Raw genomic sequence first — 14579 nt, 5'->3', positions numbered from 1 at the left:
GACGCGCCGGATGCGGACGGCCCTCGGCGGTCAGCCGCCGGGGCGGACCAGGCCGGTTTCGTAGGCCAGGACGACGGCCTGGACGCGGTCGCGGAGGCCGAGCTTCGTCAACATGTGGCCCACGTGGGTCTTCACCGTCGTCTCGCTGACCGTGAGGGCCCGGGCGATCTCCGCATTCGAGTGGCCCTTGGCCACGTGGGCGAGCACCTCACGCTCCCGGTCGGTCAGCGTCTTGAGCGCGGGCGCGGCCGCCGTCGTGGCCGGCGCGGGCAGAGCCTCGGCCAGGCGGGCGAGCAGCCGGGCAAGAATCGCCGGCGCCACCACGGCGCCCCCGGTCGCGACGGTACGGACGGCAGCGACCAGCTCAGCCGGCGGCACGTCCTTGCACAGGTAACCCATCGCTCCGGCCGCCACCGCCCCGGTGACCTGCTCGTCGGCGTCGTGCGTGGTGAGGATCAGCACCCGGACCGGCAGCCCGGACTCGACGATCGCACGCGTCACGGCCAGGCCGTCCAGCCGGGGCAAGCGGAGATCCATGAGCACGACATCGGGCAGCAGGCGCCGCGAGAGATCGACGGCTTCGAGCCCGTCACCGGCCTCACCGACAACCGTGACGCCGCCACTGGAGGCGAAGGCCATCCGCAGGCCGGATCGCAGCATCGGCTGATCGTCGACGAGCAGGACCCGCACCGGCCGCCCGTTCGCCAGGGCCGGAGCCGTGCCGTTGACCCCCGTCACCGCTTCTGCCTCTCCGCTCGGCCGGCCTTGATGCTTGGGCCGCTCTGCTCGGGACCGTGGCCGGCCCCGCGCTCACCCTAGGGGATCGTGCGGTGATCACTGCCCTGACGTGTCGTCCTTCGGACGCGCCGGCCATGGGGTGGGCTCGGGGGTAGCTCTGCGGTGACGGAACGCTCGGGGGAGCTGCCGGTGACGCAAGACGGACCGGGCGGGGCCGGGTCGCGACGGGCGAGTCCGGGCCGCGTTGGGCCGGGGCAGGGCCGCGTTGGGCGGGGCCGAGCCGCGACGGGCGGGCCTGGGCCGCGTTGGGCGGGGCCGAGCCGCGACGGGCGGGCCTGGGCCGCGTTGGGCGAGGGTCGGGCTGCGTTGGGCGGGGCCGAGCCGCGACGGGCGGGCCTGGGCCGCGTTGGGCGGGGTCGGGCTGCGTTGGGCGGGGTCGGGCTGCGTTGGGCGGGGCTGGGCCGCGCTGGGCGGGCCGGACCACGACGGGCGGGACCGGTGAGCGAAGCGCACTGGGCGGCAGCGCCGCGGTCCAGGGGTCAGGACTGGCGGGGGACCGGCAGCGTGATGGTGTCGTCCTCCGCTTCGGGCGCGGCGACCGGTTCCGGCTCGGGCTCCGGGTAGGGCGGCGGGGTGCCGCCGAACTCCGGGCAGAACGCCTGGTGGCTGCACCAGCCGCACAGCTTGCTGGGCTTCGGGCGGAAATCCTTGTCCTGCTTGGCCCGCTCGATCGCCTGGGACAGCGCCACCAGGGTGCGTTCGAAGCGTTCCAGCTCCGCCGCGTCCGGGCTGTAGTCGCAGATCTCGGCGTCCTTCAGGTAGAGCAGGCGCAGCACCCGTGGCACCACGCCCCGGGTGCGCCACAGCACCAGGGCGTAGAACTTCAGCTGGAACAGCGCCCGGCCCTCGAAGGCCTCGCGTGGTGCGCCGCCGGTCTTGTAGTCGACCACGCGCAGGTCGCCGGTCGGGGAGATGTCGAGCCGGTCGATGTAGCCGCGGATCAGCAGTTCGTCGTCGACCAGGGTCGACACGAGGCTTTCGCGTTCGGCGGGCTCCAGGCGCTGGGGGTCCTCGACCGCGAAGTAGCCGGCCAGCAGGTCGCCCGCGCCCGCGAGGAACGCCGCGATCCGCTCCGCCTCCCCGGCGGCCTCCAGCCCGGGCAGCGTTTCACCGGGCGCGGCCATCGGCCCGGCATCGCCGTCGGCCGCGCCGCCGGAAGCAGCGCCGTCGGAAGCAGCGCCGTCGGAAGCAGCGCCGCCGGAGACAGCGCCGCCGGAGACAGCGCCGCCGGAGACAGCGCCGCCGGAAACAGCGCCGGCGGATGTCGGGGCGTTGACGGCTTCGGCGAAGAGAGCTTCCAGTGCCGGCTCCTGCTCCCGCAGCCGCGCCCACGAAGGTGCCACCAGAGCCGCCGCGGCCGCCGGCGTCCGCTCGGCGGCCGGCATGTCGAACAAGCTCTCCAGCACCGCGTGCACCAGCGTGCCGCGCACCTGGTCCGGCGTCGGTTTCTCCGGCAGCCGGTCGATCGTGCGGAACCGGAACAGCAGCGGGCAGGTCTTGAAATCGGCGGCCCGCGACGGCGACAACGACGGCCCCGTGTGGCGCTCCCCACGGCCGGCAGCGGAGCCGGGCTGCGGCTGCGGATCCGCGGAAGGGGACAAAACCGTTTCTGCCGTCATGGGAGTAAGGCTAGGGGAGGGGTACGACGAAACCGCCGCGGCAGGGACCTCTCAGGCGCGGTCCGTAGCATCGACGTGTGGACGACGGCGCGCAGCAGACCCGCCCCGCCCGGCGGCCGGGCCGGGTGGTCGGGCGGGTGCTGGGCATCCCGGTCTTCCTCAACCCCTCCATGCTGCTGCTCGCGGTGCTGGTCACCGTCGTGTACGGCGGATACGTGGAGGCCGAGCTCGGACTCGTCGCGCCGTACGCGTACGCGATCGGTTTCGGGTTTGTGGTCTGTCTGCTCGGGTCCGTCCTCCTGCATGAGCTCGGCCACGCCCTGACCGCCCGCCGGTACGGGATCGGTGTGCGCGGGATCACGCTGGAGCTGCTCGGCGGTTACACGGAGATGGACCGTGACGCTCCTTCGCCGCGGGTCGACGCGCTGGTCTCGCTGGCCGGCCCGGCCGTCTCCCTGGTGCTCGGCGCCGCCGCCACGGCCGCCGCGTTCGCGCTGCCCGACCGGACCGTCGCCGGTGAGATCGCCTTCCAGCTCGCCGTCAGCAACGTCCTCGTGGCGATCTTCAATGTGCTGCCGGGCCTGCCCCTCGACGGTGGGCGGGCGCTGCGGGCGGGGCTGTGGGCACTGCTCAAGGACCGGAACAGAGCCACCGAGTTCGCTGCCTGGGCCGGGCGGGGCATCGCCCTGCTCACCGCCATGGCCGTGCTCACCCTGTACTGGCTGAACCTGCTGACCGTTTTCGGACTGTTGTTCATCCTCCTGGTGGTCTTCACGTTGTGGCAGGGCGCCGGTCAGTCGATCCGGCTCGCGCGGATGACGCGGCGGTTCCCCCTCGTCGACCTGCGGACCCTCGCGCGGCCGCTTTTCGCCGTACCGTCGGGGACGCCGCTGGCCGAGGCCCAGCGCCGGGCCGGCGCCGCCGACCGGGCCGGGGACGCCCTGGCCGTCGCCGATGCCGGCGGCCGGCTGGTCGCGCTGGTGGACGCCGCCGGGGCCGCTGCCGTGCCCGCCGAGCGACGGCCCTGGGTGGCGGTCGACACCGTCGCGCGTGACCTCGGCCGGGTGCCCGCTCTGCCGCTCGGGCTGACCGGCGAGCAGGTGGTCCGGGCGGTCCAGGCCCACCCGGGTGCGCAGTACGTCGTCACCTCCGGGGAGGATGTCGTCGGCGTGCTGCACGTCGCGGACCTGGCCCAGTTGCTGGAGCCGCGCCGCGCGGGCCGCCGGCCAGCACCGAGATAGCCAGTCCGCGGAAGATGAGAGAGCGATCTGTGACCGTGCAAGACAGCACCAGAGTCGTCGACGAGCCCGTGCCCGCCCACCGCGGGCCGTTCCGGGAGGGCGACCGTGTGCAGCTCACGGATCCCAAGAACCGGATGCACACGATCGTGCTGGAGCACGGCAAGGAGTTCCACACCCACCGCGGCGCCCTGGCGCACGACGCGCTGATCGGTCTGCCGGACGGCAGTGTCGTGGTCTCCGCCGGCGGCACCGCCTACCTCGCGCTGCGCCCGCTGCTCGCCGACTACGTGCTCTCCATGCCGCGCGGCGCGCAGGTCATCTATCCCAAGGACGCCGCGCAGATCGTCGCCATGGCCGACATCTTCCCGGGTGCCAAGGTCATGGAGGCCGGCGTCGGGTCGGGCGCGCTGACGTGCTCGCTGCTGCGGGCCGTGGGCAGCAGCGGTGAGCTGCACTCGTACGAGCTGCGTGACGACTTCGCGGCGATCGCGCGCAAGAACGTCGAGGCGTTCTTCGGTGGTCCGCACCCCGCGTGGCACCTGCACTCCGGCGATGTCGCGCAGGCCGAGGGGACCGGTTTCGACCGGATCGTCCTGGACATGCTGACCCCCTGGGAAGCCCTCGACATGGTCGAGCGGGCGCTGATCCCCGGCGGCGTCTTCATCGGGTACGTGGCCACGACCCCGCAGCTGTCGGAGCTGGTCGAGGCGTTGCGTGAGCGGGGCGGCTGGACCGAGCCCCGGGCCTGGGAGTCGCTGGTGCGCGACTGGCACGCCGAGGGCCTCGCCGTGCGCCCGGACCATCGGATGATCGCGCACACCGCGTTCCTGGTCTCGGCCCGCAAGCTGGCCCCCGGCGTGACGGCGCCGCCGCGGCGCCGCAAGCCGAGCAAGGGTGCCGAGGCGTACGCCCTGCGCAGGGCCGCTCAGGCGGCGCTGGCGGCCGAACGCGCGGAGACGGATGACGATACCGGGGTGTGACGGACCGGGACGGATCCGGTAGTTTCCGTCGCGGGTTTCGATGGGTTCTCAGAGCGGAGGGAACGGGTGGGCGCGATGAGTTCTCCGCCGTTCGGTGGCAGCAACGAGATGCCGGCGGTTTTTCCCGACTGGTCGCCGTACGAGGACCTGGACTCGGCCGCCCGGGCCTACCTGCGCGACCCCGAGGTGGCGCTCGACGCCCTGTTCGGGGTGCTGCGCGGGGCCTCGGTGCTCTGTTTCACGCTGGAGCGCTTCGTCAACGAGGTCAACGGCGTCTGGCAGGAGGTCGTCATCTGTGACGGCAGCCGGCTGGTGCTGTGGCACGGCGAGGACGTGGCGCCCGGCGACGGGCCGGTCGGCTCGATGACGTCGTCGCTGCGGGTGGTGCCGCTGTCGACCGTCACCGAGGTGGGCTGCCGCCGGCGGCTCACCCGGACGTCGACCGGGCAGGCCCGGGTCGACAGCATCGACGTCTATCTGCTGCTGAGCTCCGTGGACGACGCGGTGCCGCCGCCCGGTATGGCCGAGGAGGAGGGCCGGGCCGCGTTGCGGCACGACGCGCTGCGCTTCGGCAAGACCCTCGACGACGGCGGTCCTGGGCAGATTGCCCGTTTGGAGGAATTCTCCCGGGTTGTCGCATCTTTGGTCGGTCGCCCGACGCTGTGACATTTCCCGCTCCGCCGGGCCCATCGTGAGCGGGCCCGGCGGGATGGTGGAAAACGATCAGTCGGCGTCCGGGCCGGCGATCTCCACGTCGTCGCGCGAGCGCACCACGTGGATGCAATCGCCCGGGCACTCCTTGGCCGCGTCGATCACCTCGAGGTGCAGCCGGGCCGGCACCCCGGTGCGCACTCCGGGGCTCTGCAGCAGCTCACCGGCGCTGTCCTTGACGTACGCGAGGCCGTCGATGTCGAACTCGAACACCTCGGGTGCGTACTGCACGCACAACCCGTCACCGGTGCACAGGTCCTGATCCACCCAGACCTCGAGCTCGTCTGTGTCGGTCTGTGTCGACACCGCTCACCTCCCCCAACTAGCCCGCTCCGACGGTACCCGAACCCCCTGACCACCCGGTGCACCCCACGGGCCCGATCGATCAAGGTTCAGTGACGAGGGTGTTGCATGGGTCGAAATCCGGCCCGTAGCGGCTAGTGTTATCCCCAAGACGTTCGAGCCCCCGGGGAGGTGGGACGTGGCACGTAGCGACGAGGCGTCAGGCGCCGCACGTTGGGAGAAAGAGGCCAACGATCTCTCCAGCCAGGTTGCGTTCCTGCAAGAAGAACTCGCTCTGGTACGGCGGAAGTTGACCGAGAGCCCCCGACACGTCCGGCAGCTCGAGGAACGGCTCGCGGCAACGCAGTCGCAGCTGGCCCGGCTGACCGAGAACAACGACCGGCTCGTGGCGACCCTCAAGGAAGCCCGATCCCAGATCGTCACTCTCAAAGAAGAGATTGACCGGCTCGCCCAGCCGCCCAGCGGCTACGGCGTATTCCTGGCCGCCCACGAGGACGGCACCGTCGATGTCTTCACCGGGGGCCGCAAGCTGCGGGTGGCTGTCTCACCGTCGCTCGTGGTGGAGGATCTCAAGCGCGGGCAGGAAGTCCTGCTCAACGACGCGCTCAACGTGGTCGACGCGTTCGGTTACGAACGGGTCGGCGAGGTCGTCCTCCTCAAGGAGGTCCTCGAGAACCCCGCCGGCGGCCCGGGCGACCGGGCGCTGGTCATCTCGCACGCCGACGAGGAGCGGATCGTCCACCTGGCCGACTCGCTGCAGGTCGCCAAGCTGCGGGCAGGCGACTCGCTCATGATCGAGCCGCGCTCGGCGTACGCGTACGAGCGCATCCCGAAGAGCGAGGTCGAGGAGCTCGTCCTCGAGGAAGTGCCGGACGTCGACTACACCGACATCGGTGGTCTGCACTCGCAGATCGAGCAGATCCGCGACGCGGTGGAGCTGCCGTTCCTGCACGCGGACCTGTTCCGGGAGCACCAGCTGCGCCCGCCGAAGGGCATCCTGCTCTACGGCCCGCCCGGCTGCGGCAAGACCCTGATCGCCAAGGCGGTCGCCAACTCGCTCGCGAAGAAGATCGCCGAGCGCCGCGGCGAGGAGAAGCACACCAGCTACTTCCTCAACATCAAGGGTCCCGAGCTGCTCAACAAGTACGTGGGTGAGACCGAGCGGCACATCCGCCTGGTCTTCCAGCGGGCCCGGGAGAAGGCCGGCGAAGGCACGCCGGTCATCGTGTTCTTCGACGAGATGGACTCGATCTTCCGTACCCGTGGCTCCGGCGTCTCCTCCGACGTGGAGAACACCATCGTCCCGCAGCTGCTCAGCGAGATCGACGGCGTCGAGGGCCTGGAGAACGTCATCGTCATCGGCGCCTCCAACCGGGAAGACATGATCGACCCGGCGATCCTGCGCCCCGGCCGCCTCGATGTGAAGATCAAGATCGAGCGTCCGGACGCGGAGGCGGCCAAGGACATCTTCGCCAAGTACATCCTCAGCGGCCTGCCGCTGAGCGAGGACGACCTCAACGAGCACGGCGGCGACCGCGATGTCACCGTCGCCGCGATGATCGAGGCCGTCGTCCTCCGGATGTACACGGAGACCGAGGAGAACCGCTTCCTGGAGGTCACCTACGCCAACGGTGACAAGGAAGTCCTCTACTTCAAGGACTTCAACTCCGGCGCGATGATCCAGAACATCGTCGACCGTGGCAAGAAGATGGCGATCAAGGAGTTCCTCACCTCCGGCAAGAAGGGCCTGCGACTGCAGCACCTGCTCGACAGCTGCGTCGACGAGTTCCGGGAGAACGAGGACCTGCCCAACACCACCAACCCCGACGACTGGGCCCGCATCTCCGGCAAGAAGGGCGAGCGGATCGTCTACATCCGTACGCTCGTCTCCGGCGGCAAGGGCGCAGAGGCCGGCCGCTCCATCGAGACGGCCAGCAACACCGGTCAGTACCTGTAGGAAGCCGAGCAACGCCCGACGCGGGCGGGGAGGCGCTACGACGCGCCCCCTCGTCCGCGTTGTGCATCTCTACCCTGCGTGTTCTGGTGCGCACGTGCGGGTGCGAGTACGGACAGAGAAGCGTCTAGGCTCGATACATGGGCAACGGCAGCACAGTGGCGGGTGGGGTGGCAGCATGAGCGTTCGACGAATCATGGGTACCGAGGTCGAGTACGGCATTTCGGTGCCCGGGCAGCCCGGCGCCAACCCGATGGTCACCTCCTCGCAGGTGGTCAACGCCTACGGAGCCCGCCCGGAGCTCAACCGCGGCGGCCGCGCCCGGTGGGACTACGAAGAGGAGTCGCCGCTGCGCGACGCCCGCGGCTTCACCTACTCGGGTGCCGCGTACGATCCGGCCGACGCGCTCGCCGACGAGGACCTCGGCCTGGCCAACGTGATACTGACCAACGGCGCCCGCCTCTACGTCGACCACGCCCACCCGGAGTACAGCACCCCGGAATGCACCAACCCGCTGGACATCGTCCGCTGGGACAAGGCCGGCGAGCGGGTCATGGCCGAGGCGTCCCGGCGCGCCGCCACGATCCCCGGCACCCACCGCATCCAGCTCTACAAGAACAACACCGACAACAAAGGCGCCTCGTACGGTTCGCACGAGAACTACCTCATGCGCCGCCAGACGCCGTTCGCCGACATCGTCGCCCACCTGACGCCGTTCTTCGTCACCCGGCAGATCTTCTGCGGCGCCGGCCGCGTCGGCATCGGCCAGGACGGCAGCGGCTCCGGTTTCCAGATCTCCTCGCGCGCCGACTTCTTCGAGGTCGAGGTCGGCCTGGAGACCACGCTGAAGCGGCCCATCATCAACACCCGCGACGAGCCGCACTCGGACGCGGACAAGTACCGCCGGCTGCACGTGATCATCGGCGACGCCAACCTCTCCGAGATCTCCACCTACCTCAAGGTCGGCACGACCGCTCTGATCCTCAACATGATCGAGGAGAAGGTGTTCACCGGCGAGCTCGGCATTGCCGACCCCGTCTCCGAGCTCAAGGCGGTCAGCCACGACCCGTCGCTCAAGCACCTCATGCGCCTGCGCGACGGCCGCAAGCTCACGGCGCTGGACCTGCAGTGGGCCTACTACGAGCGCGCCAAGGCGTTCTGCGACGAGCGCTACGGCTCGGACACGGACGAGCAGACCGCGGACGTCCTGCAGCGCTGGGAGGACGTCCTCGACCAGCTCGGCCGCGACCCCATGCAGCTCTCCGACCAGCTCGACTGGGTGGCCAAGCTGCGTCTGCTGGAGGGCTACCGCGAGCGCGAGAACCTCACCTGGTCCTCGCCCAAGCTGCAGCTGGTCGACCTGCAGTACTCCGACGTCCGGACCGAGAAGGGCCTGTACCACCGCCTGGTCGCCCGCGGCTCGATGAAGACGCTGCTGGACGACGACGAGACCCGCCGCGCGATGGTGGAACCGCCCGAGGACACCCGGGCCTACTTCCGCGGCCAGTGCCTGGCCCGGTACGCGTCCGAAGTGGTCGCGGCCAGCTGGGACTCGGTGATCTTCGATGTGGGCCGCGAATCGCTCGTGCGCGTCCCGATGATGGAGCCCGAACGGGGCACCAGGAAGCACGTCGGCGCCCTGTTCGACAAGTGCGACACCGCGAAGGACCTGCTCGAGGTGATCACGAGCCGTTGACGGGGAAACGCCCGTGTGCCGACGGGCGTTTCTGTCGGACCCGCGAGGTAAGTTTTTCCCAACCCGAAGCGGTTGGGTCATGAAGGGGGACAGCCATGGCAACGCGAGACACCGGCGGTCAGTCGCAGTCCGGCAAGGGCAAGCGCGACGAGGAGATCGAGGACGTCACCACCGAGGCCAACCCTGAGGTTGCCGAACGCCACGCCGAGATCACCGAGGACGTCGACGACCTGCTCGACGAGATCGACTCCGTCCTCGAAGAAAACGCCGAGGAATTCGTCCGCGGCTATGTACAAAAAGGCGGTCAATGAGCAATATGTCCGATTCGAGGGAGTCGGACAGCGTGCTCTGTCCCCAGTGCCGGCGGGATTCCGCCGCGCTCTGAATTCCATTCCGGCCGCCGACGGCCCGATGGTCGGCGACGGCGTGGGATCTCCGCGCAGCGGCAAGCGCCAGTGGTCACCACACCTGCGCCGGCGCTACGGCGTCGGTCAGGTGGAGTTCGACGAGATGGTTGCCGAGCAAGGGGGCGTCTGCGCGATCCGCGGCGCCTCTGATCCCCAACACGTCGATCACGATCACCGCACCGGCTGGGTTCGCGGGATACTGTGCTTCAACTGCAACGGCGGCCTGGGGCAGTTCCGGGACAACCCGGTGTTCCTCGCCGAAGCTATTACGTATCTGAAAGGAACCACGTGGCAGCGGGTTTTGATCCATCCGGGCGTCTTCCAGATGTGTTCACCAATGCGGGGACGTCCTCCTTCACGCAGTTCCTGAGCCAAGCGGCCCCCGAGCTGCTGCCGGGTCGCCGGCCGCTGCCGCCGGGGATGGCCGCCGACATCGCGCCGCACGGCACGACCATCGTCGCCATCGCCACCGCCGAGGGCGTCGTGATGGCCGGCGACCGGCGCGCCACCATGGGCAACCTCATCGCCAGCCGGGACATCGAGAAGGTGCACCCGGCCGACGCGTACTCGCTGATCGGCATCGCCGGCACGGCCGGTATCGGCATCGAGCTGATGCGCATCTTCCAGGTCGAGCTGGAGCACTACGAGAAGATCGAGGGCGCCATGCTGTCCCTCGACGGCAAGGCCAACCGCCTCGCCGCCATGGTGCGCGGCAATCTCGGTGCGGCCATGCAGGGCCTGGCCGTGGTGCCGCTGTTCGCGGGCTTCGACCTGTCCCCGTCCGACCCGTCGAAGGTCGGGCGCATCTTCAGCTTCGACGTCGCGGGCGGCCTCTACGAGGAGACCGGCTACGACGCCATCGGCTCCGGTTCGCTGTTCGCCAAGTCGGCGCTGAAGAAGCGTTACCGTCCCGGCGTCAGCACCCAGGACGCGATCCGCCTCGCGGTCGAGGCGCTCTACGACGCCGCCGACGACGACACCGCGACCGGCGGCCCCGACCTGACCCGCAAGATCTACCCGGTGGTGATGACCGCGACGGCGGACAGCACCCACCGGCTGACCGAGGCCGAGATCAACGCGGTGGCCGAGCAGGTGGTCGCCGGACGGATGGAGAACCCGGGCGGCTGATCGTCCGGGCCAACCCGCAGCGGAAACCCAGGGCAGTTCGTGTCTGGCGGTTTTCGCGCACCTGAACCCCGCCATCCGGTCTTCGAAGGAGTTGCCACCCGTGGCCATGCAGTTCTACGCCTCACCCGAGCAGGTCCAGCGCGACCGCTCGGAGTACGCCCGCAAGGGCATCGCCCGCGGCCGCTCCGCCGTCGTCCTCACCTACGAGGGCGGCGTCCTGCTGGTCGCCGAGAATCTCACCTCGCTGCGCAAGATCAGCGAGCTGTACGACAGGATCGGCTTCGCGGCGGTCGGCCGCTACAACGAGTTCGAGAGCCTGCGCCGGGCCGGCGTGCGGATGGCCGACCTCAACGGGCTGGCCTACGACCGCCGCGACGTGACCGGCCGCGCGCTGGCGAACGCCTACACCCAGACGCTGGGTGCGATCTTCTCCGAGACGCAGAAGCCGTACGAGGTGGAGATCTGCGTGGCGCAGGTCGGCATCTCGCCGGAGGCCGACGAGCTCTACCGCATCACGTACGACGGCTCGGTGCAGGACGAGCCCGGCTTCATGGCGATGGGCGGCTCCGCCGAGGCCATCTCCACGGTGCTCAAGTCCCGTCACGACGTTGCGGCGGACCTGCAGACCGCGCTGGCGCTGGCGGTCGAGGGCCTGGCCAGCGTCGGCGGGGAGAACGGCACCCCGCGTACGCTGGGCGCCTCCCAGCTCGAGGTGGCGGTCCTGGACCGCAACCGCAAGGGCCGCACCTTCCGCCGCATCTCGGGCGCGGCGCTGACGACGCTGCTCGAGGGCGGCAAGGACGAGCCGGAGAAGGAGGTCGGCGAGGCGGGCGACGTGGCGCCGCCGGCGCCGGCTGAGGACAAGCCGACTGTTTCGGCCGCTTCGGTCGATCTGGAGGGCAAGCCCGAGGCGGACCCGGCCGAGCCGGCCGACGACACCAACGGCGACGGTTCCTGACCTGACCGGCTGCCGGCCGCACCCCCAGCCTCGCCGCGATGGCCGGGCTCGGGGGAGCGGCCGGGCCGGGCTCAGTCGATGACGTGCGGGCGCCACCAGTCCTCGTTGGCGCGGTACCACTGCACGGTCTCCGCCAGGCCGGCCGCGAAGTCCACCCGGGGCCGGTAGCCCAACTCCCGCCGGATCCGTTCGTCGTCCAGCGCGTACCTGCGGTCGTGACCCTTGCGGTCCGCGACCATCTCCACCCGGTCCCAGCCCACCCCGCAGGCCGCCAGCAGCATCCCGGTCAGCTCCCGGTTGGTCAGCTCCCGGTTCCCGCCGATGTGGTAGACCTCGCCTGCCTTGCCCTCCGCCAGCACCAGCGCCGTCCCCCGGCAGTGGTCGTCGACGTGCACCCAGTCCCGCACCTGCTGCCCGTCGCCGTACAGAGGCACCGTGCGGCCCTCCAGCAGGTTCGTGACGAACCGGGGGATGAGTTTCTCGGGGTGCTGGTACGGCCCGTAGTTGTTGGCGCAGCGGGTCACCACGACCGGCAGTTGGTGCGTGCGGTGATACGCCAACGCCAGCAGGTCCGCGCCCGCCTTGGTGGCCGCGTACGGGGAGTTCGGCGCCAGTGGCGACCGTTCCGTCCAGGCCCCCGTGCTGATCGAGCCGTAGACCTCGTCCGTGGAGACGTGCACGAAGCGGCTGGTGCCGTGCCGCAGCGCCGCGTCGAGCAGTACCTGGGTGCCGACCATGTTGGTCATCGCGAACTCCCCGGCCGCCCGGATCGAGCGGTCGACGTGGGATTCGGCGGCGAAGTGCACAACCGCGTCGTGGCGGGGCAGCACCGAGTCGATCAGGGCCGCGTCGGCGATGTCACCGGGTACGAAGTCGAGGCGTTTGCTCTCCGCGACCGGGCCCAGATTCGCGAAGTTGCCCGCGTACGTCAGCTTGTCGAGGACCGTGACCCGGGCACCCTCCAGGCCCGGCAGGGTGTCGGTGAGCGCGCCGCGAACGAAGTGGGAGCCGATGAAGCCGGCGCCGCCGGTGACCAGAAGATTCATCAAGCCGGAGTGTATCCGCAGGTCCAGGCCCTGCGAGTTGATCTTCACAGACGATCATGACAGATAGCACCGGTGAAAGGGCGCGTTGTCACTGCCGCGAACGCCCCCGGTGCGGCTAGTGTTTCGTCATGGAACGGCGAATTTTCGGCCTCGAAACCGAGTACGGAGTCACGTGCACCTACCGGGGACAGCGGCGGCTGTCGCCGGACGAAGTGGCCCGCTACCTGTTCCGCCGAGTGGTGTCCTGGGGACGGTCCAGCAACGTCTTCCTCCGCAACGGTGCCCGCCTCTACCTCGATGTCGGTTCCCACCCCGAGTACGCGACCCCCGAGTGCGACTCCGTCACCGACCTGGTCGCCCATGACCGTGCCGGTGAGCGGATTTTGGAAGGTCTCCTCGTCGACGCGGAGAAACGCCTGCACGACGAGGGCATCGCCGGTGAGATCTACCTCTTCAAGAACAACACCGACTCGGCCGGCAACTCGTACGGCTGCCACGAGAACTACCTGGTGAGCCGGCACGGCGAGTTCGGGCGCCTGGCCGACGTGCTCATCCCGTTCCTCGTCACCCGCCAGTTGATCTGCGGCGCCGGCAAGGTGCTGCAGACCCCGCGCGGTGCGGTCTTCTGCCTCTCGCAGCGGGCCGAGCACATCTGGGAGGGCGTCTCCAGCGCGACGACGCGCAGCCGCCCGATCATCAACACCCGCGACGAGCCGCACGCCGACGCCGAGCGCTACCGGCGCCTGCACGTCATCGTCGGCGACTCCAACATGAACGAGGTCACCACGCTGCTCAAGGTCGGCAGCGCCGACATCGTGCTGCGGATGATCGAGGCCGGCGTGGTCATGCGCGACCTGTCCCTGGAGAACCCGATCCGGGCCATCCGCGAGGTCTCGCACGACATCACCGGCCGCCGCAAGATCCGCCTGGCCAACAACAAAGAGGTCAGCGCGCTCGAGATCCAGCAGGAATACCTGGCCAAGGCCACCGAGTTCGTCGAGCGCCGCGGCGGCGACCCGACCGCCAAGCGCGTCGTCGAGCTGTGGGGCCGGGTGCTCAACGCGATCGAGAGCGGCGACCTCGACCCGGTGTCCCGCGAGATCGACTGGGTGTCGAAGTACAAGCTGATCGAGCGGTACCAGGCCAAGCACGAGATGCCGATGTCGCACCCGCGGATCGCGCAGCTCGACCTGGCGTACCACGACGTGCGCCGCGGCCGTGGCCTCTACGCCCTGATGGAGAAGCGCAAGCAGGTCGACCGCATCTCCAACGACCTCGAGATCTTCGAGGCCAAGGAGACGCCGCCGCAGACGACCCGCGCACGCCTGCGCGGCGAGTTCATCCGGCACGCCCAGGAGAAGCGCCGCGACTTCACCGTCGACTGGGTGCATCTCAAGCTCAACGACCAGGCGCAGCGCACGGTCCTGTGCAAGGACCCGTTCCGCGCCTACGACGAACGGGTGGAGCGCCTCATCGCCAGCATGTGAGCGAACGGTAGGCTGGTCGGGCCATGACGACACCAGCGCCAGAGCCCGACCAGCGCCCCTCCGGCGAAAAGCCGGAGGAGCCCGTCGAGGACGTCAAGCCGAGCCTGGTGACACGGCGCCGCGAACGCCTTCGCGCCGAGATCCACGAGGCCCGTCACGGTGACCACCTGGTCCCGACCTGGATGCTGACAACGATCCTGGTCGTGATCGTGGTGGGCTGGCTCTACCTGATCTACTCCGCCTGAGCGAGG

General features: G+C 70.0%; 15 protein-coding genes. 11 read left to right on the top strand and 4 right to left on the bottom strand.

Features of this window, described 5'->3' with window-relative positions; genetic code table 11:
• Nucleotides 1–30: 30 nt before the first annotated feature.
• Both AB0C12_RS04015 and AB0C12_RS04010 read right to left on the bottom strand, forming a co-directional pair.
• Entirely contained in the window at nucleotides 31–738 is a 708-nt protein-coding gene (locus AB0C12_RS04015) for a response regulator transcription factor (protein WP_360543896.1), read from the bottom strand.
• Nucleotides 739–1277: 539 nt separating this feature from the next.
• A complete protein-coding gene (locus AB0C12_RS04010; protein ID WP_360543894.1) occupies nucleotides 1278–2417 on the bottom strand; it encodes a PD-(D/E)XK nuclease family protein in 1140 nt (379 codons plus the stop codon).
• A 170-nt stretch (nucleotides 2418–2587) separates the two neighbouring features.
• Here AB0C12_RS04010 and AB0C12_RS04005 point away from each other — a divergent pair, with 170 nt between their 5' ends.
• From AB0C12_RS04005 to AB0C12_RS03995, 3 genes are all read left to right on the top strand, one after another.
• On the top strand, nucleotides 2588–3658 hold the full coding sequence (locus AB0C12_RS04005; RefSeq protein WP_360544926.1) for a M50 family metallopeptidase: 1071 nt from the start codon (nucleotides 2588–2590) through the stop codon (nucleotides 3656–3658).
• Between the two features lie 29 nt (nucleotides 3659–3687).
• On the top strand, nucleotides 3688–4638 hold the full coding sequence (locus tag AB0C12_RS04000; protein WP_360543892.1) for a tRNA (adenine-N1)-methyltransferase: 951 nt from the start codon (nucleotides 3688–3690) through the stop codon (nucleotides 4636–4638).
• 75 nt (nucleotides 4639–4713) lie between these two features.
• Complete coding sequence (locus AB0C12_RS03995) at nucleotides 4714–5304, top strand: hypothetical protein (protein ID WP_212989208.1); 591 nt, start codon at nucleotides 4714–4716, stop codon at nucleotides 5302–5304.
• Nucleotides 5305–5361: 57 nt separating this feature from the next.
• Here the strand turns inward: AB0C12_RS03995 and AB0C12_RS03990 are convergent, their stop codons facing one another.
• Nucleotides 5362–5655 (bottom strand): ferredoxin, encoded by a 294-nt coding sequence (locus AB0C12_RS03990; RefSeq protein WP_212989209.1) that lies wholly within the window; start codon nucleotides 5653–5655, stop codon nucleotides 5362–5364.
• A 175-nt stretch (nucleotides 5656–5830) separates the two neighbouring features.
• Between AB0C12_RS03990 and arc the strand changes: the two genes are divergently transcribed.
• The 6 genes from arc to prcA all read left to right on the top strand — a co-directional run bounded on the left by arc (nucleotide 5831) and on the right by prcA (nucleotide 11795).
• Entirely contained in the window at nucleotides 5831–7609 is a 1779-nt protein-coding gene (arc, locus tag AB0C12_RS03985) for a proteasome ATPase (RefSeq protein WP_360543889.1), read from the top strand.
• Between the two features lie 175 nt (nucleotides 7610–7784).
• Nucleotides 7785–9302, top strand: a complete 1518-nt coding sequence (gene dop, locus AB0C12_RS03980) for a depupylase/deamidase Dop (protein ID WP_360543887.1) — start codon at nucleotides 7785–7787, stop codon at nucleotides 9300–9302.
• A gap of 95 nt (nucleotides 9303–9397) precedes the next feature.
• Nucleotides 9398–9613: a ubiquitin-like protein Pup gene (locus tag AB0C12_RS03975; protein WP_106124861.1), complete on the top strand. Its 216-nt coding sequence runs from the start codon at nucleotides 9398–9400 to the stop codon at nucleotides 9611–9613.
• On the top strand, nucleotides 9591–10079 hold the full coding sequence (locus AB0C12_RS03970) for an endonuclease VII domain-containing protein (RefSeq protein ID WP_360543885.1): 489 nt from the start codon (nucleotides 9591–9593) through the stop codon (nucleotides 10077–10079). The genes AB0C12_RS03975 and AB0C12_RS03970 overlap by 23 nt, the downstream gene beginning before the upstream one ends.
• The gene (gene prcB / locus AB0C12_RS03965) at nucleotides 9998–10837 is read left to right on the top strand and encodes a proteasome subunit beta (protein ID WP_212989211.1); all 840 of its coding nucleotides are present in this window, start codon (nucleotides 9998–10000) and stop codon (nucleotides 10835–10837) included. Before AB0C12_RS03970 ends, prcB begins: the two co-directional genes overlap by 82 nt.
• A gap of 100 nt (nucleotides 10838–10937) precedes the next feature.
• Nucleotides 10938–11795 (top strand): proteasome subunit alpha, encoded by an 858-nt coding sequence (gene prcA, locus AB0C12_RS03960; RefSeq protein ID WP_360543882.1) that lies wholly within the window; start codon nucleotides 10938–10940, stop codon nucleotides 11793–11795.
• 71 nt (nucleotides 11796–11866) lie between these two features.
• On the opposite strand, the gene rfbB is transcribed toward prcA, so the two are convergent.
• Nucleotides 11867–12841: a dTDP-glucose 4,6-dehydratase gene (gene rfbB, locus AB0C12_RS03955; protein WP_360543880.1), complete on the bottom strand. Its 975-nt coding sequence runs from the start codon at nucleotides 12839–12841 to the stop codon at nucleotides 11867–11869.
• 128 nt (nucleotides 12842–12969) lie between these two features.
• Between rfbB and pafA the strand changes: the two genes are divergently transcribed.
• Both pafA and AB0C12_RS03945 read left to right on the top strand, forming a co-directional pair.
• Nucleotides 12970–14328, top strand: a complete 1359-nt coding sequence (gene pafA, locus AB0C12_RS03950) for a Pup--protein ligase (RefSeq protein ID WP_212989214.1) — start codon at nucleotides 12970–12972, stop codon at nucleotides 14326–14328.
• A gap of 23 nt (nucleotides 14329–14351) precedes the next feature.
• Entirely contained in the window at nucleotides 14352–14573 is a 222-nt protein-coding gene (locus AB0C12_RS03945) for a hypothetical protein (RefSeq protein WP_360543878.1), read from the top strand.
• The last annotated feature ends 6 nt before the right edge of the window (nucleotides 14574–14579 follow it).

Origin of the sequence: Actinoplanes sp. NPDC048967 (genome assembly GCF_040649415.1) — a bacterium.
Classification (GTDB): domain Bacteria; phylum Actinomycetota; class Actinomycetes; order Mycobacteriales; family Micromonosporaceae; genus Actinoplanes.
The sequence above is the reverse complement of the archived record's forward strand: the minus strand, read 5'-3'. Positions and strand labels throughout refer to the sequence as shown.

Coding starts and splice junctions, on each gene's coding strand:
- AB0C12_RS03975 (WP_106124861.1), top strand. CDS start 9,398: ATGGCAACGCGAGACACCGGCGGTCAGTCGCAGTCCGGCAAGGGCAAG.
- AB0C12_RS04005 (WP_360544926.1), top strand. CDS start 2,588: ATGCTGCTGCTCGCGGTGCTGGTCACCGTCGTGTACGGCGGATACGTG.
- rfbB (WP_360543880.1), bottom strand. CDS start 12,841: ATGAATCTTCTGGTCACCGGCGGCGCCGGCTTCATCGGCTCCCACTTC.
- AB0C12_RS03945 (WP_360543878.1), top strand. CDS start 14,352: ATGACGACACCAGCGCCAGAGCCCGACCAGCGCCCCTCCGGCGAAAAG.
- AB0C12_RS03995 (WP_212989208.1), top strand. CDS start 4,714: ATGAGTTCTCCGCCGTTCGGTGGCAGCAACGAGATGCCGGCGGTTTTT.
- AB0C12_RS04010 (WP_360543894.1), bottom strand. CDS start 2,417: ATGACGGCAGAAACGGTTTTGTCCCCTTCCGCGGATCCGCAGCCGCAG.
- AB0C12_RS03970 (WP_360543885.1), top strand. CDS start 9,591: ATGTACAAAAAGGCGGTCAATGAGCAATATGTCCGATTCGAGGGAGTC.
- dop (WP_360543887.1), top strand. CDS start 7,785: ATGAGCGTTCGACGAATCATGGGTACCGAGGTCGAGTACGGCATTTCG.
- pafA (WP_212989214.1), top strand. CDS start 12,970: ATGGAACGGCGAATTTTCGGCCTCGAAACCGAGTACGGAGTCACGTGC.